The organism is Caulobacter sp. CCG-8, from assembly GCF_037402475.1.
In the GTDB taxonomy this organism is placed as follows: Bacteria; Pseudomonadota; Alphaproteobacteria; order Caulobacterales; family Caulobacteraceae; genus Caulobacter.
Map to the genome: position 1 here is coordinate 1 of NZ_JBBEUD010000038.1, position 21,442 is coordinate 21,442.

Sequence of the window (21,442 nt, forward strand, 5' to 3'; positions counted from 1 at the left end):
CTCCGCGGCCTTCACGGGCTCGGCCTTGGCCGCCGGGGCGGGCGCCGGAGCCGTGGTCGGAGCGGCTTTGGGCTTGCCCGTCAGCCAGGCGAGGACGTCGTCGAGAATGCTCATCGTGTTTGGCTCGTCTATCAGGTAATGGGCGTTGTTGGGGTAGATCTTGAGGTCGGCGGCCGGGTATTTCCGGCCGACGAGGCGCACGTCCTCGAGAGGCGTGGTGCGATCCAGAGCGCCGGCCAGGACCAGCACGGGGACGGTCACTTTCGCGGCGTCGACATGGGCGGTCCTGTTCGGATCCTTGTGCGGCCAGGCCAGGTCGGCCAGCACCTGGCCGCTGTCGTGGACCATGGTCGCGTACAGCGCGTCGTGGCGCGCGGGCGGCACGACGTTCATGACGCCGAACTTGAAGCCGGTCTTCCACATCTTGCCCGCCCGGGTCTCGGGCTTGGACTGCAGGGCCATGTTCAGGAAGGTGAAGACCGGCGAGAGCTTGGGCTTGCCGCGGGCGTCGGTCGGCGAGGCGGGGGCGAACAGCACGAGGCGTTCAGCCAGGCCGGCCTCGGCGACCTTCTGGGCGATCAGTCCGCCCATGGAGTGGCCGAAGACGATCGGCTTCTTGCCGTCCTCCTTGGCCAGGGACTGGGCCAGGGCGCTCATCTCGGCGACGTAGTCGGCCAGGGTCAGGCCCGCCAGGCCGGCCCGGGGACCCTCGACCGTCCGCACGGCCGAGCGGATGGTCGGCGCCACCACGCGGTAGCCCTCGGCCCGCAGCCTCGCGGCCATGGGATCCCAGACGTCCCCAGCGCAACCGTAGCCGTGGATCAGCAGGATCGTGTCCGCCATTCCATACTCCCCAGCGCCGGATTTCAGCCCCCGAGCGCGAACCCACTGAACGCGGAAACGACCTGTTCGTACACCGCGCGTTTGAAAGGTACGATCAGTTCGGGCGTTTCGTCGAGAGCGCCCCATTTCCAGGCGTCGAACTCGACGTGGGCGTCGGCCTCCAGATCGATCTCGGATTCGTCGCCGAGGAAGCGGAAGGCGAACCAGACCTGCTTCTGGCCCTTGAATCCACGGGCTTTTTTCGACGCGGCGAAGTCGGCGGGGAAGTCGTAGATCAGCCAACCCTCGGTGCGGGCCAGATACTCGATCGAAGTGACGCCGGTCTCTTCGGCCAGCTCGCGACGCGCCGCGGCCAGCAAATCCTCGCCCTCGTCGACTCCCCCTTGCGGGAATTGCCAGTTGTGGGGCGGCGGCTGGTTGTGCCGTTTGCCCAGCCAGACGCGGCCGTCCGGGTGGAACAGGACGACGCCGACATTGGGACGATGATCAGGATAGTCGGAGGTTTCGCTGCGGCTCATCGCTTGGCCATGGCCGAGGCGGGGGCCAGTTGCAAGCCCCTCCCCGACAGGCCGGCGGCCCACAGGCGCACCTGGTTGATCGTCACCGGATAGGCGAAGCCCGAGCCCAGGGCCTGGCCGCGGCCGGCGGCGCCGACCTCCAGCATCTTCAGCTGGCCGTCGATCGAGCCGGCGGCCAGCTCGTCGTCGATGATCCGGTCGGCCGAGGCGCGGGGGATCGGACCGCCGCGCAAGGACGCCTGGCCGTCGTCGATGAAGGCCAGCCCCCGGGCCTTCAAGGCCAGGGTGAAGGTGGTCATGGCCGTGTCGCTGGTGACGAAGCGCGAGCCCAGATAGTTGGTCAGGCCGTAGTAGCCGGTGGCCCGCGACATCAGCCATTCCATCTTGCGCACCGTGTCCTCGGGGCGGTTGGAGGCGATCAGGGTGTAGGGGCCCGGGTCGTTGGCCGGATAGTCGACCGGCTCCATCGGCGCTTCCAGCAGCACCTCGTGACCATGGCTGCGGGCCAGGTCGATCCAGCCCTGCAGACCCTCGGAATAGGGCGCGAACGACAGGGTGATCTCGGGCGGCAGGGTCTCGATGGCCTGGCGGGTGGTCTGGGGGTTCAGGCCCAGGCCGCCGATCACCAGGGCCACGCGCGGGCGACCGTCGGCGGTGAACGGGCGGGCGTAGGCTTCCGAGGCCATGCGGCCGTCGGGGGCGATCACCGGCAGCGAGCCGCCGCCGGGACCGGGCGCGTAGAGGCCGGCGATCGGCGCGGCGGGCAGGGGACCGGAGGCCGAGGCGGCCGGCGGCGGGGCGGCGATCGCCGGGCCTTCCGCCTCGGCGGCGTCGTCGTGGCCCAGGAACGGCAGGTTCGACAGGTCCAGGGCGCCCGGCAGCAGCGGCGCCTCGCCGTCGCGCTCGGGGGTCAGGGCGTCGCGCCAGCCCTCGGGGACGTTCTTGGTGGCGCCCACCTTGTCCAGCGCCACCCGCACCAGGGGCGAGCCCTTGTTGGGGTCGCCGGTGACCAGCACCAGCAGGGCCAGGCTCAGCAGGAACAGGAAGGCCGCGGCGCTGGCGCCGATGAAGGGGTTGGCGGCGGCCGCCAGGACCTTGGCGCGCAGGTCGCCGCTCTCGCGTCCGGACGCGGGCGCGTCGGCGCTATAGGCGGGCTTGCGGGAGAAGGTCACGGCCATGCCCCGGGATTTAGCCCGGAAGCGCCGAACATATGGTTAATGAAAGGTGCGACGGAATGGCCCGCCGCCTCTCCGTCCCGTCACTTCGGCCGGGCGCCCTGGCCCGCGACATGGATTCCCAGGCTGGCGCCGACCAGGCGTTCGCAGGTGGCCGGGTCCTGGTTGCTGGGATAGCCGGCCAGGCAGGTCTTGGCCGGGTCGGGCGGGACGTTCAGGAAGGCGAAGCCGCCGCCGGAGGCCTGGACCATGGTGCTGGAGCCCCCGCCGTCCAGGTTGATCGCGGCGGCGGCGCCCTGGTGCAGCATCACGGCCGCCGCCTCGTCCAGGGTCAGGCCGGTGGACGCCTTGTCCAGGGCGACCAGCCACAGGGTCTTCCGGTCCTTGGAGAGGCCGGCCAGGGTGCGGGCGTTGGGGCCGAAGAAGTCGGTGCTGGAGCCGCTGAACGGCCCCAGGCTCTTGCCGCCGAACACCAGCATGTGGCTGCCGGTCACCGCCGTGACCACCGGAAATTCGATCGCCTGGGGGGTGTTGGAATAGAGGATCCGGACCTCGCCGTCCTTCATCTGGACCAGGCTGGCGTTGAACGGATAGTCGGCCTGGCAGCCGGTCGGCTTGGCGCCCTGGGGCGACTGGGTCACGCCGCCGCTGACCTGCCAGCCGCACAGCTGGGTCGGCCAGCCCTGTTGCGCGGCCGAATAGTAGCAGCAGTTGGCGGCGAACAGGTTGGCGTTGACCGCCAGGGCGGCTTTGGTCGCGGTCAGGAACTGGGACGGCAGGGTCAGGCCGAACGTGGCGCCGCTGGCGGCGGCGGACGAGTCCAGGGTGATCGAACCCGAGCCGACGTCGATGCTCAGCACATGGGCCAGGGTCGTGTGCTGCTGCGGCTGGGCGCTGCAGACGACGGTCACCGCCTGGTAGGAGACGCCCGGGAACAGGCTCTGGGGCGAGGTCGGGTTCTGGTACTGGCAGTTGGCCGATGACCGGGCGTTCGCCGTGGCGGCCCCCAAGGCCAGGATCGCGAACACGAGCGCGAGCATCGCCCGCAGCATCACCCGTGGCATCAGACGCCCTCCCCTGGAGCGCCAACTCTACTTCGAATTGCAGCGCTCGTCCCGGGCGAAAGCCGCGATCCCCCCAACTCCCGTCATCCCGGGCCTTGTGCCCGGGACCCCTCCATCCGCCGCAGGTGCGGAGGAGTGGCGCGCTGGCGCGCCAAGGCGCTTCACGTGCGGGCTGAACCAGGGGTTCCGGGCACAAGGCCCGGAATGACGGGAGTTTTAGGGAGGGGCGATCGACTAGGCGTCGTCCGGGCTTCAGCGCGCCATCTCCACTAGCGCCCGCTCCAGCGGGGCCGGCGAGACGCGGATGGTCCCTCGGAAGGGCTGCTCCATGTCCATGACCAGGTAGAGGGTCCCGGCGATCAGGGCGGCCGAGACCACGAAGATCACCACCACCAGGACATTCATCGGCGCCTGGTAGCCGAAGCCCGAGAAGATCACGATCAGCCAGGCGGCCAGCACGAAGACGAACGCCCCGCCGCCGACGGCGTCCTGCGAGCGGCCGGTCACTTCCCAGCGCGCCTCGAACAGGGCCTCCAGCTGGGTGCGGGCGTCGTCGCGGATCTTGCGCTGGTCGACATTGGCCGGGCGCAGCTTGCGCAGGCCGTCGCTCATCCGGGAGAACAGCACGTCGCTGGTCGCGACCTTGGCCGGCGCGGCGGCCCGGTCGGGCCAGGCGTCGTGCAGCACCTGGCGGGCGTAGAGCCGGAGCTGCTCGCGGGTCGGGTCGGCCTCGGGTCCGTATTCGCTGAGCGTCAGGTCCAGCACGATCAGCTGCGAGGCCAGGGCGTGGACGCTGCGGTCGGTCTCCTCGAACGTGGTGCGGGCCGAGGTGATCATCACCCCCAGCACCAGCGAGGTCATCAGGGCGAAGATGTTGGAGACGGTGCGCACCACGTTGCCGGCGGCCTTGGCGCGCTGGTCGTGCTCCACCCGCTCGCAGACCAGCAGGGTGATCAGGGCGGCGGCGGTCAGGGCGACGAAGACGCCGATCGCCAGCAGGACATCGTTGGAGGCCATCACGCTCCCGTCCGGATGTTTGAATTCGCGGCCCGCCGAAACGAAAAAGGGCCGGCGCTGGGCCGGCCCTTCCCGTTATTTCTTTTCGACCGGCGGGGCCTTGCCCGCCGCGGCCGCCGCCTTGGCGGTGACCTCGGCGATCTTGGCGGCCGGCTTGGGCAGCTTGGGCACCGCCTGGACCGAGCCGGCCTTCAGCACGGCGATGGCGCGGTCCAGCTGGAAGTCGCCCTTCTTCTCGTCGAAGCCGGGCGGCGGGGCTTCGGCCGGGGTGTGGACGCCCTGGCGGCTCTTGCCCTCGTCGGCGTTCAGCGCGTTCTTGAAGCTGGCCTCGCTGAACCACACGCGGTTGGCGATGTCCTGGGCCTGCTCCTTGGTCTGGGCCACTTCCAGGTCGGGCGCGATGCCGGTCTTCTGGATCGAGCGGCCCGACGGGGTGAAGTAGCGCGCCGTGGTCAGCTTCAGGGCGCCGTCGGCCCCGCCGCGCAGCGGGATCACGGTCTGGACCGAGCCCTTGCCGAAGCTGGTGATGCCCACCAGCTCGGCGCGGTGACGGTCCTGCAGGGCGCCGGCGACGATCTCGGCGGCCGAGGCCGAGCCCTGGTTGATCAGCACCACCACCGGCAGGCCGTTCAGCAGGTCGCCGGGCTTGGCGTTGTAGCGCTGGATGTCGCGCGGGTCGCGGCCGCGCTGGCTGACCACCTCGCCGCCGTCCAGGAACACGTCCGAGACGCCCACGGCCTGGTCCAGCAGACCGCCGGGATTGTTGCGCAGGTCGAAGACCAGGCCCTTCATGTTGGGGTTCTTGGTCTTCAGCTCGGTGATCGCCGCCGTCAGGGCGTCGGTGGCCTTCTCGTTGAAGCCGGGCAGGCGCACGTAGCCGTAGTCGCCTTCCATGCGGGCGATGGCGGCCTTGGGCTTGATGATCTCGCGCGTCAGCTTGACGTCGAACGGGTCGGTCTTCTCGCGGGCGATGGTCAGGGTCACCGACTCGCCGGCCGGGCCGCGCATCTGCTTGACCGCCTCGTTGACCGTCAGGCCCAGCACCGACTGGCCGTTGACCGAGGTGATGTAGTCGCCGGCCTGGATGCCGGCGCGGGCGGCGGGCGTGCCGTCCATCGGCGAGATCACCTTGACCACGCCGTCTTCACTGGTGACCTCGATGCCCAGCCCGCCGTACTCGCCGCGGGTGGTGTCCTGCATGTCCTCGAAGCTGTCGGGCGATAGGTAGCCCGAGTGCGGGTCCAGGCTGGTCAGCATGCCGTCCAGGGCCGCCTCGATCAGCTTCTTGTTGTCGACCTCGGAGACGTACTGGGCGTCGACCGTCTGCAGGACGTCGCCGAACAGCTCCAGCATCTTGTAGGTCTGGCCCTTGGTCGAGCTGGTCGCCTGGGCGATGGGGCTGATGTAGGCCATGGTCCCCGCGCCGAGGACGAAGGCCGAAACACCGATGAGCAGGTACTTGCGCATGTGGCCTGGAAGGCTCCCTGGACGACGCTAGGCGTCGCATTGAAAGGTCTCGCTCAGCCCGTTACTGAGGCGAAGCCTTGTTCATTTAACGGCCATCATCGCTGAAAAAGCCGTTTACCGCGATCCCTGTTTCAACCAGCGCTCCGGATCGACCGGGACGCCGTCCTCACGGACCTCGAAATAGAGTTCTGGCTTCGAAGAGCCCTGATTAACCATCCGGCCAACCGTCGCGCCGGGTGCGACAGATTGTCCGGGTCCGACGGAAACCTCGTCCATTCCCGCCAGCACCAGATGGTAGGCGCCCTGGGCGCGCAGGATCAAGACCGTCCCCCAGCCATTCAGCGGTCCGGCGTATTCGACCACGGCGGCGGCGGGGCTGGCCACGACGTGACCCTTTTCCGTGCGGATCGTCAGGCCCGTGGCGCGGCCGCCGGCGGGCATGGCCTGGCCGAACCGCCGGGCCAGCGGCCCGGGCGCGGGAGAGCTCAGCTTCAAGGGCCCGGTGGCGGGCTTGGGCGCCAGGCCGTCGGTCAGGGCGCCCAGCGTGCCCTGGTCGTCGCCGGTCAGGGCCTCCTGGGCGTAGGCGCGCTCGAGCTGGGTCTTCTCGACGATCATCCGCTCCAGCTCGCCGCGGCGGTCGGCGACCAGGCTTTCGGCGGTGAACAGCTGCTCGGAGGCGGCGGCGGCCTCGCGGCGCAGGGCCGAGACGGCGCGGGCCTGGCGGGCGTAGCCGTCGGCCCGGGCCTGCAGCTCGGGGGTCATGGCGCGGATCAGGATCGCGGCCCGCACCGCGTCGCGGGCGTCGCCGGGGCTGACCAGCAGGGCCGGCGGCGGATCGCGGCGGAAGAGCTGCAGGGCGCTGAGCAGCCGGGCCAACTGGCCCCGGTCGCGGCCCAGCTCGGCGGTCAGGGCCGATTCGCGCTGGTGCAGGGCCTCCAGCCGGGCGCGCTTGAGGTCGACGTCGTCGCCGGCGTCCACCCGCTGGCGGCCCAAGGCGTCCAGCTCGCCGCGCAGGTCGGCGATCTCGCGGCGGGTGTCGGCGGCGGCCTGCTCGTCCCTCTGCTTCTGGCTGACCTGGGCGGCGACCACGGTCGCACCGCCGAGCGCGAGGCCCAGCAGGCTTACGACGATGATGGCGACGCGACGCGACATGGGTCGATCAATGCCCGGATTGGGGTGCAGCGACAACCGGTTCTCGTCCGCCCTTTCAACCCTCAACGTCCGTCATCCTCGGACTTGTTCCGAGGACCCCTAGGTCCGCCGTGTTGTCGTTCGCGGATCGAGGCTCCGCCGACGCCGCGCGCACCCTGCTCGGGCAACGAAGCTGAAACAGGGGTCCTCGGAACAAGTCCGAGGATGACGGGGGAGGGGATGAGCGGGGTCTGAAACTCAATCGCGGTGATAAGGCGAGCCCGCCAGGATGGTCACGGCGCGATAGACCTGCTCGGCCAGCATCGCCCGGGCCAGGGCATGCGGCCAGGTCTGGGGCCCGAAGGCCAGCATCTCGTCGGCGACGGCCAGGATCGACGGGTCCAGGCCGTCGGCGCCGCCGATCAGGAACACGACCCTGCGGTGCCCGTCGTCGCGCAGCCGGCCGACATGCTCGGCGAAGGCGCGGCTGGGGCGCACCTTGCCGTGCTCGTCGCAGGCGACGACGTAGGCGCCCTCCAGGTGCGGGCGCAGCACCTCGGCCTCGGCGGCCTTGCCGGGCTTGCGGGCCTCGACCTCGACGATCTCGACCGGGCCCAGGGCCAGGGCGCGACCGGACGCCGTGGCCCGGGACGCGTAGTCCACGGCCAGCTGCGCCTCGACCATGCGGCCGAGCTTTCCGACGGTGAGGATGGTGATCTTCATCGCGCGTCCAGGCGGGGCGAGGCCCGGCATCCCCCGGTCTTCAGGTCAGTGACCGGGCCGGGGGAGACGAAGCGGTTTAGTTCGACGCCAGCCGGTGCGGCGCGTCGACGGCCCAGATCTTCTCGATATTGTAGAACGAGCGGACTTCCGGGCGGAACAGGTGGACCACCACGTCGCCGGCGTCGATCAGCACCCAGTCGCAATGCGGCAGGCCTTCGACCCGCGCCTTGCCGAAGCCGTTTTCCTTGAGGGCCCGGATGATGTGGTCGGCCAGGGCGCCGACGTGACGGTGCGACCGGCCGGACGCCACGATCAGGCTGTCGGCGACCGAGCTCTTGTCCGTCAGGTCGATGTGGACGATGTCCTGGGCCTTGTCGTCGTCGAGACGGTTCAGGATCAGGGTCTCGAGGGCCTTGATACTCAGGTCCAGCTCGGACTCGTTGGTCGAGGTTTCGGTGGAAACCGTTCCCTCGTGCGCCGTCGGCGCGGGGTCGCTACGCAGCGGAAATGCTCCTTGATGGGTTCGCGCAAGCCCTCCCATAGCATGGAAGACTCCAAATGATGAGGGGGGTCGTCGTCGCGGGGCGGATTTGGGCCCTATCCCTTGGCCTGCCGCTTCCGCAGCGCCGTCGACGAGGCGTAGTTCAGCGGGCCGGTCAGATAGACCCACGCCGGCGCCGTGGCGTCGGCCAGGACGGCGGCGGCGCTGGCGGGCAAGCGGGCGAAGGCGAAGCGGCGGGCGGCGGGCGAGGTGCGGGCCTTCAGGGCGATCCACGGCCGCGAAATCACCGCCACCGGCACCTCGCGCATGATCTGGGTCCAGCCCCGCCAGCGGTGGAAGGTGGCCAGGCTGTCGGCGCCCATGATCCAGACGAACTTCACGCGCGGATAGCGGGCCCGCAGCACCCGCAGGGTGTCGATGGTGTATTGCGACCCCAGCCGCGTCTCGGCGTCGGAGACGATCATCCCGTTCCCGCGCGCCCAGCGCCGCGCGCCGGCCATCCGCTCGGCCAGGGGCCGCGTCTCGTGCGACGACTTCAGCGGGTTCTGCGGCGAGACCAGCCAGATCACCTTGTCCAGCTCCAGGCGCTGCAAGGCGGTCTCGGCCACGTGGGCGTGGCCCTCGTGCGCCGGGTTGAAGCTGCCGCCGAACAGGCCCACGCGCATGCCGGGCTCCAGATGGAACCCGAGCCTCTGCGCCGAGGGGCGACCGGCTTCAGGGACGAGTCTGGCCGGTCCCGCGAACCACATACTTGAACGTCGTCAGTTGCTCGGCCCCGACCGGGCCGCGGGCGTGAAGCTTGTCGGTGGCGATGCCGATCTCGGCCCCGAAGCCGAACTCGCCGCCGTCGGCGAACTGGGTCGAGGCGTTGACCAGCACGATGGCGCTGTCCACCAGCGCCACGAACCGGTCGGCCGCCGCCGGGTCCTCGGTCAGGATCGCGTCGGTGTGGCCCGAGCCGTAGGCGGCGATGTGGGCGGCCGCGCCGTCCACCCCGTCGACCACGGCCACCGAGATCGTCGGCGCCAGGTATTCGGTGGACCAGTCGGCCTCGACCGCCGGCTTCATCGTCGGCTCGATGGCCCGTGAGGGGCCGTCGCCGCGCAGCTCGCAACCGGCCTTGATCAGGGCGTCGGCGATGGACGGCAGCAGGGCTTCCGCCACCGCCCGGTCGACCAGCAGGGTCTCGGCCGCGCCGCACACCGACACGCGGCGCATCTTGGCGTTCAGCACGATCTCGACGGCCTTCTTCGGATCGGCCGCGGCGTGGACGAACACGTGGTTCAGCCCCTCCAGGTGGCCCAGCACGGCCACGCGGGCCTCCTGCTGGACCCGGGCGACCAGGTTCTTGCCGCCCCGGGGGATGATCAGGTCGATGGCGCGGTCCAGCCCGCCCAGGATCGCCCCGACGGCGTCGCGGTCGGGCGTGCGGACGATCTGCACCGCGTCGGTCGAGATCCCCGCCGCCTTCAGCCCCTTGGCGATGGCCGCGTGGATCGCGAGGTTGGAGTGGATGCACTCGGACCCGCCGCGCAGGATCACCGCGTTGCCCGAGCGCACGCACAGGGCCGCGGCGTCGGCGGTCACGTTGGGCCGGCTCTCGTAGATCATGGCGATCACGCCGATCGGCGTGCGCACCCGGGCGATGTCCAGGCCGTTGGGGCGCGTCCAGCGGGCGGTCTCCACGCCCAGCGGATCGGGGATGGCCGCCACGGCCTCGACCCCGGCGGCCACGCCTTCCAGGCGGGCGGCGTTCAGCATCAGCCGCTCGACCATCGGCGCGGTCAGGCCGCCGGCCCCGGCCTTGTCGAGGTCGCGGGCGTTGGCGGCCAGGATCGTGTCGGCATCGGCGCGGATGGCGGCGGCCATGGCCTTGAGGGCGGCGGTGCGCTGGTCTGGCGTGGCCACGCGCAGGGCCTGCGCCCCGTGCCGAGCCGCCTGCCCCATCGCCGTCATCGTCGCCTGCAAGCTCATGCCCGCGTCGTCCATCGCCTTCATCCGATCCCGGATATGCTCAGAGTGAGCCTTACCTAGGCGCTTTGGGGCGGCGGGGGAATGGGGAAAGGGTGGTGGGGGTGTTAGCGGGGCTGGGGATGCTATTCGCTATCCACGACTTGGATAAGTTGGGGCCTATTGAAGACGGGGTTTGTTGCAAGGCGTAAGTATGTCCTGTTCATTTCTCGTGCGAAGATACCCAATTCTCGAAATCATTGGCGATCTCGTCGGACGTTTTAATTGGTTCATTACATGCTGCGCATGCGCTCTTGTATACCTTGTATCCATTTTCAACGTCCTCTAGTTTGTAATATCCATTTGAGTACGCCCATTTAATAAAAGAATCCGTATCGCGTACCATGGAGTGTTTGTTTTTATATATAAATGTCAACGACGATATTACAGATGATTTTTGACATTTTCCTTCTATGGATTCTGCAATATTTGCGACTTCATCAGAATTTTTTCCCAACTTTTCGCTAGTGTTGGAGAGTTGCACAATCATATTGAGGCAATTGAAATCCAATTCATCTTTTTTTCTGGCTGTATCGGCCTTGGATTGTTCTTCGCGCTCGTGGCGTCTTTGGATTTCAGAGTTTTCGTTTATTTGTACGCCTATCCATAGCCCAATAGCTGACATGGCTAATGTCGAAATAAGGCTAGTTCCTGCAATAAAGGTTTGAAGTCTAATATATTTAAGTTCAACCTGCCTCGTACTTTGTGATTTCATTGCCATCTTCCCCCGAAGCAAAAATCATAGACGTCAAAGTCTTCGACTCTCGGACTGCCGAGTGGAACCCGTGGGTGAGGCTCTATCCGCCCCGGCGGATAAAGCCTCACCTTAAACCCTTGGTGGATCGGAGCTCTGGCGTCTGGCCGTGTCAAGGACGGCGCGTCGCGCCGCCGCAACGCGGCCGCCAGGGGCGGTCCTTGACACGGCCGGACGCCAGAGCAGGCTCGCCTCCAAGGGTCTAAGGCGAGGCCTCGCCGCTGGCGATGACGTCAGGGGGGCGGAGGAGCGCGCGTTCCTTGAACCCTCTCTCATAGAGAGAGGGAGGGGCCCGCCGCGAAGCGGTGGGAGGGTGAGAGGTTACAATCTCTCAGGACAAGGCTCTGATGAGGAGCGGCATGACTTGGCGGCCGCGATGAGAGTGGAAGTCTGGATTCCCCTGGAGGTGCCCAACAGCTCGGGGTTTGCCGGCAGGCGGTGAAACCTCTCACCCTCCCACCGCCTGCGGCGGCGGGCCCCTCCCTCTCTCAAAGAGAGAGGGATTCTGATGCGTCTATCCTATGCGGATAGCAGACGAACCTCAGCGATTTCAACGCCCTGAACTTTTTCGACCCGATTTGTCCTCACCCTCCCAGACGCCCGTATCCTTGACCCACCTCGCCGCACCGGAAAGGGCGCATGGCCAGCGACCGATGCGGCGGCGGGGGGCGATCGAGCGGGAAGCTTTGTCGACGGGCCTTCGGGGTCCACCTCACGTCTCTGGTGCCGGTCGGGCGTGGTCCACAGATACGACGTGACGTGAGGGTCGATCAGAGCAACAGGCGAGCGTCTAACGCCCGCGGTCCGGGACTGGAGTCGTTGATCCAGCCCGCCCGTCGGAGGCTTCAAGGCGGCGAGGCCCGAATAGGGCTCAGCGCCGCCGCGCTTCCGGATAACGACCGCGCGGAGCGATCGGGCTTCGTCGAAACGGTTACTACTCAAACACTCCGGACGATGTCCGGCGCTCCGCAGCCCTTTCCGTTCACTCAGCGGCTTGCCGTGTGAGATCGCGAAGCCGCGTCATCAAAGTCCCTCCCCCTGTGGGGGAGGCGGCCGAAGGCCGGAGGGGGGAGTGATCGGCAGATGGCCGAACCTGCGATCTTCGATCCGAATCCTCCCCCCAACCGATCGCGACGCGATCGCCTCCCCCACAGGGGGAGGGACTGTTACCCTGCCACCGTCGCCCTGACCCCGCGCCGCCCGAGGACCCGCATGGACTTCATGAAACTTCTCCGCAGCTTCGAGGAGTTCCTGTTCGAGGCGACGTCGTGGCTGGTCTTCTATCCGCTGACCCTGTGGCGGGTGCTGGTCCGGCCGCTGGAGACCATGGCCTATTCCGACGCCGAGCAGGGCGACGGCGAGGCCGGGCGCTACGACGACGCCCTGACGCCGCCGCTGTTCCTGCTGATCACCGTGGTGCTGATGAACGGCATCGCCCTGATGGCGCACCTGCCCAAGCCGCGGCTGGCCGGTACGCTGCAGCACGCCATCTTCGACTCGCCCCAGAACGCGGCCCTTTTCCGCGCCCTGATCTTCAGCCTGATCCCGCTGGTCGCCGCGGTGCTGCTGCTGCGCCGCCAGGGCGTGCGGCTGTCGCGCGAGAGCCTGCGCCCGCCGTTCTACGCCCAGTGCTACCTGGCCGGCCCCTGCGCGGTGATCATGATCGGCGGCGGGATCATCTTCCAGCGCCAGGACGTCTCCAATCTCTACGGCCTGCTGCTGATGCTGGCCGGCCTGGCCTGGTTCCTGACCGCCCAGACCCGCTGGTTCGCCGGCCGGCTGGGGATCGGCGTGGTCCGGGCGGCGGGCCTGGCGGTCGGGGCGTTGGTCCTGGCCCTGATCTTCTTCGTCGCGCTGCTGATCCCCCTGGCCCTGTTCTGACGGCGGGGAGTGTGGCGCGCCCGGGGATTTACGAAACCAACCTTCCTAAATCGGGTGACGGCCGGCCCCTTCGCCCGCTAGGGTCCCGGCCGAAGTCGGAGGAGAATCCCATGCGTCTTGGACTGGTGCTGACCGCGATCGCGGCTCTGTCGGCGGCTCCCGCCCTGGCGCAGGACAAGACCCCTTACCAGGCCGTCGACCCCTTCATCGGCACGGGCGGCGAGGGCCACACTTTCCCCGGCGCGGTCGCCCCGTTCGGCATGGTCCAACTCAGCCCCGACACCGACATCCTGCCGTTCAAGCAGAGCTACGCCCGCGCCGCCGGCTACCGCTACAGCGACCCGACGATCCTGGGCTTCTCGCACACCCACTTCTCGGGTTCGGGCCACTCGGACCTCGGCGACATCCTGCTGGCCCCGATCTCGGGCGAGGTCAAACTGGAGCCCGGCGAGGCCGACAAGCCGGGCTCGGGCTACCGCTCGCGCTTCTCGCACGACGGCGAGGTCGCCCAGCCCGGCTACTACGCCGTGACCCTGACCGACAGCCAGGTGCGGGCCGAGCTGACCGCCGGCCTGCGCACCGGCATGCACCGCTACAGCTTCCAGAAGGGCGCCCGCGCCCAGGTGCTGCTGGACCTGCGCACCTCGATCTACAACTATCCGGGCAAAGTCAGCTGGTCGCGCATCCGGGTGGCCGAGGACGGGACCATCACCGGCATGCGCGAGACGCGCGGCTGGGCCCCGGGGCGCCAGCTCTATTTCGCCATCCGCTTCGACCGGCCGCTGGTCGGCAAGGCGCTCTACAACAAGGAAGCTGACGTCCCCTACAAGGGCTTCGCCCAGCCGGGCCGCACGCCCTTCGACCGCGCCCAGCTGGAGGGCCGGGCCCTGGTCGGGGTCTTCGACTTCGGGACCCTCGACGGGCCGCTGGTCGCCAAGGTGGCCATCTCGTCGGTCAGCGAAGAGAACGCGGTGCTGAACCTCGCCAGCGACGAGAAGGGCTTCGACTTCGACGGCCTGCGGGCGCGGACCAGTGCCGATTGGGAGAAGGCCCTGGGCGCGGTCGAGATCGCGGCCCCGGCCGATACGCGCACCAGCGTCTACACCGCCCTCTACCACTCGCTGCTGGCGCCCAGCGTGTTCAGCGACGTCGACGGCCGCTATCGCGGGCCCGACAACGCGGTGCACCAAGCCAAGGGCTACACCTTCCACTCGACTTTCTCGCTGTGGGACACCTTCCGCGCCGAGCACCCGCTGCTGACCCTGGTCCAGCCGGAGAAGCGCACCAGCGACGTGGTCAATTCGCTGATCGCCTCGCAGCAGGAGAGCCCCTACGGGATCCTGCCGGTCTGGCAGTTCCACGGCCAGGAGACCTGGACGATGATCGGCTATCACGCCGTGCCGGTGATCGCCGACGCCTACATGAAGGGCTTCAAGGGCTTCGACGAGAAGGCCGCCCTGGACGCCATGGTCAAGAGCGCGACCTACGCCCCCTATGGCGGGCTGGGCGACTACATGGCCCTCGGCTACGTGCCGATCGACAAGGAGCCGGAGGCCGCCTCCAAGACCGTCGAATACGCCTATGACGACTGGACCATCGCCCGCATGGCCAAGGCCATGGGACGGAACGACGTGGCCGCGACCTTCGAGAAGCGGGCCGGGAACTGGCGCAACAGCTTCGACGTCAAGACCGGCTTCCTGCGGGCCAGGAAGAGCGACGGGACCTACCGCACGCCCTTCGACCCGACGGCGATCAACTACGGCAGCGACTATACCGAGGGCAACGCCTGGCAATATTCGTGGTTCGCGCCCCAGGACCTGGGCGGGATCGTCGGGCTGCTGGGCGGCGACGCGGCGACGGTGAAGAAGCTGGACGCCATGTTCGACTTCGACAACTCCAAGCTGGACTACTCGCACGCCGAGGACATCGCCGGCCTGATCGGCCAGTACATCCACGGCAACGAGCCCAGCCACCACGTGGCCTACATGTACGACTACGCCGGCGCCCCCTGGCGCACACAGGCCCGCCTGACCCAGATCGTGAAGAGCCAATACAAGCCCACGCCGGACGGCCTGTCGGGCAATGACGACTTGGGCCAGATGTCGGCCTGGCTGGTGTTCACCTCGCTGGGCTTCTACCCCGTCGCCCCGGGCTCGAACGAATATGTGATCGGCCGGCCGTTCGTGGAGAAGGCGGTGCTGAACCTGGAGGGCGGCAAGCGCTTCACGGTGCGGGCCGTGGGGCTGGCGGACGACAAGCCCTACGTCGGCGCGGTGACCCTGAACGGCAAGCCGCTGACGCGGAGCTTCCTCCGCGACGCCGAGATCCGGGCCGGGGGCGAGCTGGTCTTCACGATGAGCGCCGCGCCGAACAAGGCCTGGGCCAGCGCGGCCAAGGACCGTCCGATGTCGATGACGGGGTACGGGAAATAGGGCTCAGGAGGCCTTGAAGTTGGCGCAGACGGCCTGGAAGTGGGACTGGTAGTCGGCCTCGGAGCCCAGGCCCAACGCCAGGCGGCGAGCGTCCAGCCCTACCGGGTCCTTGACCGTGTCGGGCTCCCAGCGGCCCGGCCCGACGCACCGGCCCTGGGTGCCGTAGACCTGGGGCTCCCCGGCGTTGGTGGCCACCCGGTCGGCCAGGTAGGCGTAGTTGATCTTGCCCTGCATGTCGGTCGCGAGGGCCAGGACCGGGAGCAGGGCGCGCTGGAAGTCGGGGTCCCGATCGGCGTGCTGGGGCCAACAGCCAGGCGTTGCCGCTGGCCTCCGCGCCGTCGCGGGCGGCGGTGAACCAGCCGTTCTCGCGCCATTCCGCCTTCAGCCAGACAAGGTTGTCGGTGTCCACCTCGCACAGTCGGGTCAGGAAGGGGCGCTTGACCATGTCCTGCATCGAGCCGGTCGGCAGGGCCCAGATGTCGTGGATGGCGTAGCGCATCGCCTGGTCACGGGCCACGCGGGCGAAGAGCTGGCGTCGGCGGGGATCAGTGGCGGCCGCGGCCTTGCGCGCGGCGGCGCGGGCGCCGGCATAGTCGGCGCCGCCGACGTCCTCGCCCTTCGTCACCCGGGCGACGCGGACGTAGAGCGCCTCGCGCTTCTCGTCGGCGGCCTTCCAGTCGGCGCGCCAGGCGGCAGGGTCCTTCGCCGTGAGCGCGGTGACCAGACCTACGCGGACGAGGGCCTCGGCCTCGGTCTCGCAGGCGCCGGGCGCGGCCTTGAGGCGCTCGCCGAGGGAGGCCTCAAGGCCTTGGCTCAGGGCCGCCAGGCCGCCGACGCCGACCTGGTCGCGCAGGGTCATATAGTCGAAGGCCCGGGCGGCGGTCGGATCGGCCAGCAGGGGCGCGATCGACGGCGCGGGGGCGTCGGCGGCCAGGGCGGCGGCGAGGGTCAGGGCCAGGAGCACGCGAGGCCTCGGATCGAAATGAACGTCAGGTTGATTTCGACCCTTCCGCGCGGAAAGGTCAAGGTTGCGACCGGCTCAGTCGTCGGCGCCCAGCTTGTCGAGGAAGGTCCGGGCCTCGTCCTTGTGGCGGGGCTTCAGGTTCTTGCCGACGATGGCGATCAGGGCGGCGATGACGGCGGCGTCGTCGGTGAAGCCGATGGCGGGCAGCACGTCGGGAATGGCGTCGGTCGGGAGGACGAAATAGGCCAGGGCGGCGAACATCATGCCCTTGGCGGCGGTGGGCGTGGCCGGGTCCTTGGCGCACCACCACAGCGACAGGGCGTCGGCCGCGAACGGCACCTTGGCCGCCACCTTGCGGATCTTGGGCCAGAAGCCGCGGGCCACCCGCTGCTCGTTGACCCGCACCGTGGCCGGGACCAGCGCCTTGGCCGGGTCCAGCACGTCGCGGGCGTTGGCCTCGGGATTGACGTCGGGGGATGGTTTGGCGTCGGCGCTCATCGGGTTAAACCGCTCCTCAAGGACCAATTAAACGCAACCGCTGAGGAAACGTCCATGAAACTCGATAGCACCGTCGCCGCCGTCGTCACCGGAGGCGCCTCGGGCCTCGGCGAGGCCACCGCCCGCGCCCTGGCCGCCCAAGGGGTCAAGGTCGCGATCTTCGACATGAACGAGACGACCGGCGAGAAGGTCGCGGCCGAGATCGGCGGCGTCTTCTGCAAGGTCAACGTCACCTCGGACGCCGAGGTCGACGCCGGCTTCGAGAAGGCCCGCGCCGCCCACGGCCAGGAGCGCATCCTGGTCAACTGCGCCGGCACCGGCAACGCGGCCAAGACCGCCGGCCGCGACAAGGCCACCGGCGAGACCAAGCACTTCCCGCTCGACGCCTTCGACCGCATCATCCAGATCAACCTGGTCGGCACCTTCCGCTGCATCGCCAAGTCGGCCAAGGGCATGCTGGACCTGGAGCCGGGCGTGGACGGCGAGCGCGGCGCGATCGTCAACACCGCCTCGGTGGCGGCCGAGGACGGCCAGATGGGCCAGGCGGCCTATTCGGCGTCGAAGGGCGGCGTGGTCGGCATGACCCTGCCGATCGCCCGCGACCTGATGAGCGAGGGCATCCGCGTCAACACCATCCTGCCGGGCATCTTCAACACCCCGCTGATGAACGGCGCGCCGGAAGCGGTGAAGGCGGGCTTGGCCGCCTCGGTGCCGTTCCCCAAGCGCCTGGGCAATCCCGAGGAATACGCCCAGCTGGCCCTGACCATGATCACCTGCGGCTACTTCAACGGCGAGGACGTGCGCCTGGACGGCGGCATCCGCATGGCCCCGCGCTAGGGGCCGGAACGAAAAAGGGCCTCCCCGAGGGGAGGCCCTGACTTCGCGGCGAAGACCGGATCAGCCGGCCGAGGCGACCGGACGCTGGATGGTCGGACCCAGGTTGGTCATGATCTCGCGGGCGTCGTAGGCGCGGGGATCGCCGGCGGGCTTGGGGCCCTTGTGCAGTAGGATCTCGGCGCTGGCCTGGAACTTCTCGATGGTGCGGACCTCGGTGGAGCCGCCCCAGAACGGGTCGCCCCACGGACCCCAGTAGCCGCCGTAATAGCCGCGCCACGCCGGACGCCAATAGCCGTACGGACCGCCCCAGCCATAGCCGTAGCCGCCCCAGCCGGGACCGTAGCCGTAATTGTCGATCACGGCGCGGGCCTGGCGGTCGGTGCGGCGGTCCGCGGTCTCGAACCAGTCGTAGCCGGCCTGCACGGTGACCTCGGCGGCGCGGTACAGCAGATAGCGCTCGACGGTCTCGCGCGAGGTCATGCTGTTGCCGGCGAAATTGACCTGGTAGCGGTCGCTCTCGAGCCGTCGGTCGGAGAACCCGCCCTGGGCCTTCTGGCCGGCGATGTTCGGCTGGTACGGGGTGGCGGTGGCGCAGGCCGTCAGGAGGGCGGCGAGCGCCACGGCCGCGACCATCCGGGCCCTGCCGGCGATGGTCTTGCGATTAATCATGGCGCATCCCTTCACTCGGAATCTCGGCGAAAATCGTCGTTTCGTTCCATTACTATAAATGCATGGCCCAGCTTTGTGGTTTCGCCAAGGCCAATGCGTTTCAACGCGGAGATCAACCGCGCGACACGATCAGTCCGGCGGCGGTGATCAGCAGCACGCCGACGACGATCGCGAAACCCTTGCGGAACCCCGGTTCGTTCATCCGCGAGGCCAGGGCCGCCCCGCCCAGGCCGTAGCTGCTCATGCTGATCAGGTCCATGCCGATGGTGGCGGCGGCGAACATCAGGAGCTGCGGGGCCAGCGGCCGGTGGACGTCGATGAACGGCGGCAGGACCGCGCCGAAGAACAGCAGGATCTTGGGATTGGCGATCTGCACGGCGAAGCCGTCGCGAAAGGCCGAGCGGCTCATGCGGAACGTCCGGTGCGCCCCTTCGCCCTCGCCCCCCTTGTCCTGGACGCCCGCGCGGATCGACTTGAAGCCCAGCCAGACCAGATAGGCCGCGCCGGCCAGGGCCAGCAGGTGGAAGGCCTTGGGGAAGGCGATGATCAGCGCCCCCAGGCCCAGGGCCGAGCAGGCGAACCAGACCAGGGTGGCGGTGTTCATGCCGGCCACGCCCAGCAGCGCCGCGCCCTTGCCCTTCTGCATGCCGGTGGCGATGGCGAACAGGTTGGCGGGCCCGGGCGTCAGGGCCATGACGAACATCGCCACCAGGAAGGCGCTGTAGCGGGCGGGATCGACGGGCAGGGTCATGGCCGATCTCATAGCCAAGCCTCGCCCGCCGGACTAGCCGGAGGTCAGGCTCCGACGGTCGCCAGGATCCAGATGACGCGGCCCAGGGCGCCGAACAGCAGGATCGCGGTCGCCAGGGCCTGGATGATGAAGCCGGCCTCGCGCTTGCCCGGGTCGGCCACGTAGCCCAGGGCGTAGACGACCCGTCCGACGATCCAGACCACGCCCAGGATCGTGGCGACCAGGTCGTTCCAATAGACGGCGAACAGCCACAGGCCCGCCAGGAACAGCGGCAGCCATTCCAGGGTGTTGGCCTGGACGCGGACGGTGCGCTCGAGGATCGGGTCGCCGGTCATGGTGGGGGCGTCGATGCCGCACTTGCGGCGCGCCCCGGCCACCCTTAGGGCCATCCATACATAGACCAGCAGCGCGACGATCGTGACGATGGCGACCCAGGAATGCGGTTGCATGTGCGTTCTCTCCCCCGGCTCCATGAAACGGAGCCTTGTTCTGTCGGGACTACACCCCAGTTCGCGCCGGTTTGCACCCTAAAGAGGCGCCGGGAAACCTTGGGGAACCGCCCCCAGGCGACGTGCGCTTTCACAGGCAGACGATCCTCATGCGGAGGCTTCCAGCCATGCGTGTCGACTCCACGGCGATCCGCCAAATCGACTACGAGCCCGAGCACGGCAAGCTGTTCGTGACGTTCCACGACGGCGACGAATACGTCTATGTGGGCGTGCCGCCCCGGGTGACCGAGGCCTTCGAGCGCGCGCCGTCCAAGGGCCGGTTCTTCCAGCGGATGATCCGCGACAGGTATCCCTACAACCGGGTCTGACGCCTCTTCCTTTTCGTCGCGACGCAACGCTAGATCGCACTCTGGATCGAGCGGGGGCGACAACATGATGCGGACGGGACTGGCCGTCGTTGTGGGCTTGTCCCTTAGCTTGGCCGCCGGCCTCGGCCAGGCCGCGCCGCGCCTCGCCTACAAGACCGAAGGAACCTGCGACGGCTGGCCCCGGCTGGCGATCGAGACCGAGGCCGGCCTGTGCGCCGGCCTGGTGACCGGTCCCGCCTCCGGCGCCTTCGCCGACCGCCGGCTGCGATTGCCCCGGACCCTGGTCCAGCTGGACGACGGCGTCTGGCTGGTCGCCGACCTGGCCGACTGGACCCGGCCGCGCGGCGTGATCTGGCGGATGACGGTCCAGCCCGGCCAGCCCGTCCGCCTGGAGCCCCTGCTGACCGGCCTGTCGCTGCCGCACGGCCTGGCGATCGGCCCCGACGGCCTGGTCTATGTCGGCGAGATGAGCCGGATCTTCCGTTTCGACCCCCGCGCCGCCGATCCCGCCGCCACGGTGCGGGACGTGATCACCGGCCTGCCGGACAACCGGCTGCACGACAACCGCCACCCGCTCTCGCAGTTCGTGTTCGCCCCCGACGGGGCGCTGCTTGTCAATGTCGGCGCGCCGTCGGACCAGTGCCTGGACGCCGACGGGGCCCGGGTCGGGACCGACCGCTGCGAACAGTCGGAGGGCGAGGAGGCCACGGCCGGGATCCGCCGCTACGCCCGCCTGGGGCCGGGCCGTTGGGACCCGAGGTTCACGATGCTGGCCCGCGGCCTGCGCAACTCGGTGGCCCTGGCCGTGCATCCGTCGGGGACGGTGCTGCAGGCCGAGAACAGCTACGACTTCGACGACCGCTGGAGCCCGTTCGAGGAGGTCAATGTGATCGAGGCCGGCCGGCACTACGGCTGGCCCTACTGCCAGGACATGGCGACCGCGACGCCGGGCTGGACCGGGATCATGGACTGCGCCTCGCCCGCCCACACCCCGCCGGTCGCCCTGCTGCCGCCCCACGTCGCGCCTCTGGCCATGACCTGGTACCACGGCGCGATGTTCCCCCGGCTGGAGGGCAAGCTGCTGATGGGCTGGCACGGCTACCGCTCGACCGGGGGACGCCTGGTCGCCTTCGCGGTCGACGCGCGGGGCGTTCCCGTGACCCGCCTCAAGGCCAGCTATCCGATCTACCCGACCGGCTCGCGCCCGTTCGGGGCCGGTCCGGCCGCCCAGGCCCAGGTGCTGACGCCCGGCTGGGGCCGGGTCGAGGGCCGGCGACCGCAGGGGGCGCCGGCAGGGATCACCGTGGCCGCCGACGGGGCGATCTGGGTCGCCGACGACAAGAACGCCAGCATCATCCGCTTCGCCGTCGACCGGCCCTGACCAGGCGC

Annotated in this window: 21 protein-coding genes and 1 pseudogene; 5 read left to right on the forward strand and 17 right to left on the reverse strand. The window is 69.1% G+C overall.

Annotated elements, in window-relative coordinates:
- The 12 genes from WAE60_RS23490 to WAE60_RS23545 all read right to left on the reverse strand — a co-directional run.
- Positions 1-843 (reverse strand): alpha/beta hydrolase (locus tag WAE60_RS23490; RefSeq protein ID WP_337689127.1); only part of this gene is annotated, 843 nt, incomplete at its 3' end.
- Positions 844-866: 23 nt separating this feature from the next.
- The gene (locus tag WAE60_RS23495; protein ID WP_029910914.1) at positions 867-1,361 is read right to left on the reverse strand and encodes an RNA pyrophosphohydrolase; all 495 of its coding nucleotides are present in this window, start codon (positions 1,359-1,361) and stop codon (positions 867-869) included.
- Positions 1,358-2,539: a divergent polysaccharide deacetylase family protein gene (locus tag WAE60_RS23500; RefSeq protein ID WP_029910916.1), complete on the reverse strand. Its 1,182-nt coding sequence runs from the start codon at positions 2,537-2,539 to the stop codon at positions 1,358-1,360. The genes WAE60_RS23495 and WAE60_RS23500 overlap by 4 nt, the downstream gene beginning before the upstream one ends.
- Positions 2,540-2,619: 80 nt before the next feature.
- Positions 2,620-3,600, reverse strand: a complete 981-nt coding sequence (locus tag WAE60_RS23505) for a phosphodiester glycosidase family protein (protein ID WP_337689128.1) — start codon at positions 3,598-3,600, stop codon at positions 2,620-2,622.
- A gap of 252 nt (positions 3,601-3,852) precedes the next feature.
- Entirely contained in the window at positions 3,853-4,617 is a 765-nt protein-coding gene (locus WAE60_RS23510) for a hypothetical protein (protein ID WP_337689129.1), read from the reverse strand.
- Positions 4,618-4,692: 75 nt separating this feature from the next.
- Positions 4,693-6,084 (reverse strand): S41 family peptidase, encoded by a 1,392-nt coding sequence (locus WAE60_RS23515; protein ID WP_337689130.1) that lies wholly within the window; start codon positions 6,082-6,084, stop codon positions 4,693-4,695.
- Positions 6,085-6,198: 114 nt separating this feature from the next.
- The gene (locus tag WAE60_RS23520; protein WP_337689131.1) at positions 6,199-7,236 is read right to left on the reverse strand and encodes a peptidoglycan DD-metalloendopeptidase family protein; all 1,038 of its coding nucleotides are present in this window, start codon (positions 7,234-7,236) and stop codon (positions 6,199-6,201) included.
- A gap of 237 nt (positions 7,237-7,473) precedes the next feature.
- Positions 7,474-7,938, reverse strand: a complete 465-nt coding sequence (gene rlmH / locus WAE60_RS23525) for a 23S rRNA (pseudouridine(1915)-N(3))-methyltransferase RlmH (RefSeq protein ID WP_337689132.1) — start codon at positions 7,936-7,938, stop codon at positions 7,474-7,476.
- 76 nt (positions 7,939-8,014) lie between these two features.
- Entirely contained in the window at positions 8,015-8,440 is a 426-nt protein-coding gene (rsfS, locus tag WAE60_RS23530; protein WP_197026693.1) for a ribosome silencing factor, read from the reverse strand.
- A gap of 95 nt (positions 8,441-8,535) precedes the next feature.
- Complete coding sequence (locus WAE60_RS23535) at positions 8,536-9,189, reverse strand: nicotinate-nucleotide adenylyltransferase (RefSeq protein WP_337689133.1); 654 nt, start codon at positions 9,187-9,189, stop codon at positions 8,536-8,538.
- Positions 9,155-10,429 carry a glutamate-5-semialdehyde dehydrogenase gene (locus WAE60_RS23540; protein ID WP_337689134.1) on the reverse strand — a complete coding sequence of 425 codons (1,275 nt, stop codon included), beginning with the start codon at positions 10,427-10,429 and terminating at the stop codon, positions 9,155-9,157. Before WAE60_RS23540 ends, WAE60_RS23535 begins: the two co-directional genes overlap by 35 nt.
- Positions 10,430-10,613: 184 nt before the next feature.
- Positions 10,614-11,165 carry a hypothetical protein gene (locus WAE60_RS23545; RefSeq protein ID WP_337689135.1) on the reverse strand — a complete coding sequence of 184 codons (552 nt, stop codon included), beginning with the start codon at positions 11,163-11,165 and terminating at the stop codon, positions 10,614-10,616.
- A gap of 1,260 nt (positions 11,166-12,425) precedes the next feature.
- Here WAE60_RS23545 and WAE60_RS23550 point away from each other — a divergent pair.
- Positions 12,426-13,085, forward strand: coding sequence for a hypothetical protein (locus WAE60_RS23550; RefSeq protein ID WP_337689136.1), 660 nt, complete (start codon positions 12,426-12,428; stop codon positions 13,083-13,085).
- Between the two features lie 110 nt (positions 13,086-13,195).
- Positions 13,196-15,517 (forward strand): GH92 family glycosyl hydrolase, encoded by a 2,322-nt coding sequence (locus WAE60_RS23555; protein ID WP_337689137.1) that lies wholly within the window; start codon positions 13,196-13,198, stop codon positions 15,515-15,517.
- A 3-nt stretch (positions 15,518-15,520) separates the two neighbouring features.
- On the opposite strand, the pseudogene WAE60_RS23560 reads toward WAE60_RS23555, so the two are convergent.
- Together WAE60_RS23560 and WAE60_RS23565 are read right to left on the reverse strand one after the other, a co-directional pair.
- Positions 15,521-15,793 (reverse strand): annotated as a pseudogene (locus WAE60_RS23560) (DUF6624 domain-containing protein); the annotation flags it as partial.
- Positions 15,794-16,556: 763 nt separating this feature from the next.
- The gene (locus WAE60_RS23565) at positions 16,557-16,979 is read right to left on the reverse strand and encodes a YkvA family protein (protein WP_337689138.1); all 423 of its coding nucleotides are present in this window, start codon (positions 16,977-16,979) and stop codon (positions 16,557-16,559) included.
- 54 nt (positions 16,980-17,033) lie between these two features.
- Here WAE60_RS23565 and WAE60_RS23570 point away from each other — a divergent pair, with 54 nt between their 5' ends.
- The gene (locus WAE60_RS23570) at positions 17,034-17,816 is read left to right on the forward strand and encodes an SDR family NAD(P)-dependent oxidoreductase (protein ID WP_029910940.1); all 783 of its coding nucleotides are present in this window, start codon (positions 17,034-17,036) and stop codon (positions 17,814-17,816) included.
- Positions 17,817-17,876: 60 nt separating this feature from the next.
- On the opposite strand, the gene WAE60_RS23575 is transcribed toward WAE60_RS23570, so the two are convergent.
- From WAE60_RS23575 to WAE60_RS23585, 3 genes are all read right to left on the reverse strand, one after another.
- Positions 17,877-18,485 carry a hypothetical protein gene (locus WAE60_RS23575; RefSeq protein WP_035018297.1) on the reverse strand — a complete coding sequence of 203 codons (609 nt, stop codon included), beginning with the start codon at positions 18,483-18,485 and terminating at the stop codon, positions 17,877-17,879.
- A 112-nt stretch (positions 18,486-18,597) separates the two neighbouring features.
- Entirely contained in the window at positions 18,598-19,248 is a 651-nt protein-coding gene (locus tag WAE60_RS23580; RefSeq protein ID WP_337689142.1) for a LysE family translocator, read from the reverse strand.
- Positions 19,249-19,280: 32 nt separating this feature from the next.
- The gene (locus tag WAE60_RS23585; protein WP_337689139.1) at positions 19,281-19,685 is read right to left on the reverse strand and encodes an MAPEG family protein; all 405 of its coding nucleotides are present in this window, start codon (positions 19,683-19,685) and stop codon (positions 19,281-19,283) included.
- Positions 19,686-19,852: 167 nt separating this feature from the next.
- Between WAE60_RS23585 and WAE60_RS23590 the strand changes: the two genes are divergently transcribed.
- Both WAE60_RS23590 and WAE60_RS23595 read left to right on the forward strand, forming a co-directional pair.
- The gene (locus tag WAE60_RS23590; RefSeq protein ID WP_012284298.1) at positions 19,853-20,053 is read left to right on the forward strand and encodes a KTSC domain-containing protein; all 201 of its coding nucleotides are present in this window, start codon (positions 19,853-19,855) and stop codon (positions 20,051-20,053) included.
- A 109-nt stretch (positions 20,054-20,162) separates the two neighbouring features.
- Positions 20,163-21,434: a PQQ-dependent sugar dehydrogenase gene (locus WAE60_RS23595; RefSeq protein WP_337689140.1), complete on the forward strand. Its 1,272-nt coding sequence runs from the start codon at positions 20,163-20,165 to the stop codon at positions 21,432-21,434.
- Positions 21,435-21,442 lie beyond the last annotated feature (8 nt).

Bases quoted from the DNA above. Each gene is read 5' to 3' on its own strand.
- WAE60_RS23535 (WP_337689133.1), bottom strand. From the start codon at position 9,189: ATGTGGTTCGCGGGACCGGCCAGACTCGTCCCTGAAGCCGGTCGCCCC.
- WAE60_RS23580 (WP_337689142.1), bottom strand. From the start codon at position 19,248: ATGAGATCGGCCATGACCCTGCCCGTCGATCCCGCCCGCTACAGCGCC.
- WAE60_RS23500 (WP_029910916.1), bottom strand. From the start codon at position 2,539: ATGGCCGTGACCTTCTCCCGCAAGCCCGCCTATAGCGCCGACGCGCCC.
- WAE60_RS23505 (WP_337689128.1), bottom strand. From the start codon at position 3,600: ATGCCACGGGTGATGCTGCGGGCGATGCTCGCGCTCGTGTTCGCGATC.
- WAE60_RS23575 (WP_035018297.1), bottom strand. From the start codon at position 18,485: ATGATTAATCGCAAGACCATCGCCGGCAGGGCCCGGATGGTCGCGGCC.
- WAE60_RS23585 (WP_337689139.1), bottom strand. From the start codon at position 19,685: ATGCAACCGCATTCCTGGGTCGCCATCGTCACGATCGTCGCGCTGCTG.
- WAE60_RS23540 (WP_337689134.1), bottom strand. From the start codon at position 10,429: ATGGACGACGCGGGCATGAGCTTGCAGGCGACGATGACGGCGATGGGG.
- WAE60_RS23545 (WP_337689135.1), bottom strand. From the start codon at position 11,165: ATGAAATCACAAAGTACGAGGCAGGTTGAACTTAAATATATTAGACTT.
- rlmH (WP_337689132.1), bottom strand. From the start codon at position 7,938: ATGAAGATCACCATCCTCACCGTCGGAAAGCTCGGCCGCATGGTCGAG.
- WAE60_RS23510 (WP_337689129.1), bottom strand. From the start codon at position 4,617: ATGGCCTCCAACGATGTCCTGCTGGCGATCGGCGTCTTCGTCGCCCTG.
- WAE60_RS23515 (WP_337689130.1), bottom strand. From the start codon at position 6,084: ATGCGCAAGTACCTGCTCATCGGTGTTTCGGCCTTCGTCCTCGGCGCG.
- WAE60_RS23565 (WP_337689138.1), bottom strand. From the start codon at position 16,979: ATGAGCGCCGACGCCAAACCATCCCCCGACGTCAATCCCGAGGCCAAC.
- WAE60_RS23550 (WP_337689136.1), top strand. From the start codon at position 12,426: ATGAAACTTCTCCGCAGCTTCGAGGAGTTCCTGTTCGAGGCGACGTCG.
- WAE60_RS23590 (WP_012284298.1), top strand. From the start codon at position 19,853: ATGCGTGTCGACTCCACGGCGATCCGCCAAATCGACTACGAGCCCGAG.
- WAE60_RS23495 (WP_029910914.1), bottom strand. From the start codon at position 1,361: ATGAGCCGCAGCGAAACCTCCGACTATCCTGATCATCGTCCCAATGTC.
- WAE60_RS23570 (WP_029910940.1), top strand. From the start codon at position 17,034: ATGAAACTCGATAGCACCGTCGCCGCCGTCGTCACCGGAGGCGCCTCG.
- WAE60_RS23520 (WP_337689131.1), bottom strand. From the start codon at position 7,236: ATGTCGCGTCGCGTCGCCATCATCGTCGTAAGCCTGCTGGGCCTCGCG.
- WAE60_RS23555 (WP_337689137.1), top strand. From the start codon at position 13,196: ATGCGTCTTGGACTGGTGCTGACCGCGATCGCGGCTCTGTCGGCGGCT.